The sequence below is a fragment of the Streptomyces synnematoformans genome, from assembly GCF_039531005.1.
Lineage (GTDB): Bacteria > Actinomycetota > Actinomycetes > Streptomycetales > Streptomycetaceae > Streptomyces > Streptomyces synnematoformans.
Window position 1 is genome coordinate 1 of the sequence record NZ_BAAAPF010000516.1, and the last position, 3,013, is coordinate 3,013.

General features: G+C 77.4%; 3 protein-coding genes. All 3 read right to left on the bottom strand.

Annotation, left to right across the window (positions count from 1 at the left end; all coding sequences use genetic code 11):
• Positions 1-430 (bottom strand): PfkB family carbohydrate kinase (locus tag ABD317_RS35335; RefSeq protein WP_344295831.1); only part of this gene is annotated, 430 nt, incomplete at its 3' end.
• 77 nt (positions 431-507) lie between these two features.
• Positions 508-1,716 (bottom strand): N-acetylglucosamine-6-phosphate deacetylase, encoded by a 1,209-nt coding sequence (gene nagA / locus ABD317_RS35340; protein ID WP_344295835.1) that lies wholly within the window; start codon positions 1,714-1,716, stop codon positions 508-510.
• Positions 1,717-1,727: 11 nt separating this feature from the next.
• Complete coding sequence (locus ABD317_RS35345) at positions 1,728-2,657, bottom strand: ROK family protein (RefSeq protein ID WP_344295833.1); 930 nt, start codon at positions 2,655-2,657, stop codon at positions 1,728-1,730.
• Between the last annotated feature and the right edge of the window lie 356 nt (positions 2,658-3,013).

The window sequence follows — 3,013 nt, forward strand, 5'->3', positions numbered from 1 at the left end:
TCGACCTCCAGCGGCCCGAGCGGGTAGCGGCCGTCGCCCATGCCGGCGGCGCCCAGTACGCGTCGAGGAACGCCGCCCACTCCGCGGCGGTGACCTCCGGCCCCGCCTCGTTGAGCTGCGTGGTGTCGCCGGTGCTGCCGTCCACGACCGCGACCGTGCGCCGCGTGTTGCCCGCGACGTCCACCAGCGCGTCGGTGAGCGGCCCGGCCGCGGCGGCCAGCAGCGCGCGCACGTGTGCGCCCGTGGGACCGCCGGCGAAGCCGGTGGCGGTCACCGGGTGGCCGAGCGCGGCGAGCACCCGGGCCACGTTGAGGCCCTTGCCGCCGGGCCGCTCGGTGACGTCGGTGATCCGGTGCGACTCGTGGGCACGCAGCCGCGGCACCCGGTACGTGACGTCGAGTGCGGTGTTGAGTGTGACCGTGAGGAACATACGCGCGAAAAATCCTGCCATGGGGCTCGGGCGCCGTCGACAGCACGCGCCGTCGACGGCGCCGCCGACGGCGTGCGTCAGCCGCCCGGCTCGATGATCCACGCACCCTTGCGCATGACCCCGGCGAGGGCGAAGTCGTCGTCCAGCACGACGAGGTCCGCGTCCTTCCCGGGCTCCAGCGACCCGATCCGGTCGTACGCGCCCAGCAGCCGCGCCGGCGTCGCCGACAGGGCGTCCACGACGTCCGCGACCGGCAGCCCGTCGACGGTGGCCGCCCGGCGGAACGCGGTGTCCAGCGTCAGCGTGGAGCCGGCGATCGACCCGCCGTCGACCAGCCGGGCCACCCCGTCCCGCACGTCGACCTCCAGCGGCCCGAGCGGGTAGCGGCCGTCGCCCATGCCGGCGGCGCCCATCGCGTCCGTGATGAACGCGATCCGGCCGCGCCCGGCGTGCCGGAACGCCAGCCGCAGCACCGCCGGGTGCAGGTGCACGCCGTCGTCGATCAGCTCGACGGTGATCCGCTCGTCCTCCAGCAGCGCGGCGACCGGCCCGGGCGCGCGGTGGGCGAGCACGGGCATGGCGTTGAACAGGTGGGTGGCGACGGTGGCGCCGGCCTCGATGGCGTCGCGCACGGCGTCGTAGGAGGAGTCGGTGTGGCCCACGGCGGCGAGGACGCCGCTGTCGGCGAGGAGGCGTACGGAGTCCAGGCCGCCCGGCAGCTCGGGCGCCAGCGTGAGCATCCGGGTCTGCCCGCGGCCGGCCTCGACGAGCTTGCGCACGTCGGCGGGCTCGGGGTCGCGCAGCAGCGACGGCTGGTGGGCGCCGCAGCGGTGCGGGGAGATGAACGGGCCCTCGAAGTGGATGCCGGCCAGCTCGCCGTCCTCGGCCAGCTCGGCCAGGACGCCGGCCTGCCGGGCGAGGTCGTCCAGGTCGCCGGTGACGGTGGAGGCGAGCATGGTGGTGGTGCCGTGGCCGCGGTGGGTGTCGATGACGGTGCGGGCCTGCTCGTGGGTGCCGCCGGAGAAGGACGCGCCGCCGCCGCCGTGGACGTGGATGTCGACGAAGCCGGGGACGATCCAGTGGCCGCGGAGGTCGGTGCCGGCGGGCTCGCCGCCGTCCCGGGGGGCCGCGGGGTCGTCCCGCCGGCCCGCGGCGGCGTCCCGGGGTGCCACCGAGGCGACCCGGCCGTCCTCGACCGTGAGCCGGGCGTCCTCGACGGTGCCGGCCGGCTGGACCACCCGGGCTCCGGTGAGCACCGTGCGGCCCTGCCGCGGCGCATCCCGCATCGAATCCCGCATCAGGCGGTTACCTCCGTGGCGAGTAGGTCCCAGGCGAGCTGCCCGGCGCCCAGGCAGGCGGCGGCGTCTCCCAGCTCCGCCGGGACGATCTGGGGAGTTGTCTGGAACGTCACGCGCGCCCGGACGGCGCGCGTCAGCGGTACGAAGAGCGTGTCGCCGGCCTCGGCGAGGCCGCCGCCGACGACGATCCGGCGGGGGTCGAGCAGGGTGAGGCCGGTGACCAGGCCGCCGGCGAGGGCGTCGACGGCGTCCTGCCAGACGGCCTCGGCCAGCGGGTCGCCGGACTCCACGGCCTTCGCGCAGTCCGCGGCCGTCGCGCCGGGGTCGCGGCAGGCCGTCGCCCAGGCCTCGCCGACGGCCGACGCGGACGCCAGCCGCTCCAGGCAGCCGCGCTGCCCGCAGCCGCAGGGCGGCCCGTCGGCCCGTACGACGATGTGGCCGATCTCGCCGGCGGAGCCGTGCGCACCGGGCTCGATGCGGCCGTCGATGCCGATGGCGGCGGCGATCCCGGTGCCGAGCGCGACGAACAGGAACCGGTCCACCGCGCGTGCCGCCCCGAGCCGGCCCTCGGCCAGCCCGCCGGTGCGCAGGTCGTGGCCGACGGCGACGGGGCAGGAGAGGCGCTCGCCGAGGAGGCGGCGGAACGGCACGTCACGCCAGCCGAGGTTCGCCGCGAACACCGCGACGCCGGCCGCGTCGTCCACGATCCCGGGCACCGCGACGCCGGCGGCGACGGCCGGCTCGCCGTACCTCCGCACGCCGGTGTCCCGCAGTTCGCCGGCGAAGTCCAGCACGGCGGCGACGACGGCGTCGGGCCCGGCGTCCCGCGGGGTGGCCCGGCGGGTCTCGTGCAGCAGCGCGCCGTCGGCCCCGACGAGGGCGGCTTTCATGCCGGTGCCGCCCACATCGAGGGCGATGACGTGTCTCACGGGGGACAGTCTCGCGTGTAAAGAGGCGAGAGGTCTAGTCCAGTCGCGGCGAGGAGTCCGGTTTCCCCCGGTATCGGATTAAGTGTCCTCGCGGGGACCCCGCCGGGGCCGGGGGCGCCGGTGGCGTAGGCCGGGTGGAGGGTTCCCGTACCCGCCCCTTCCCGAAACTCGGGGCTGCGCCCCGAGACCCGCCGGGGGCTGCGCCCCCGAACCCCGCGGGGCTGCGCCCCGAACCCCGCGGGCCTGCGCCCCGGGACCCGCCGGGGCCTGCGTCCCCGAACCCCGCGGTGCTGCGCCCGGGACCCCGCGGGGCTGCGCCCCGAACCCCGCGGGCCTGCGCCCCGGGACCCGCCGGG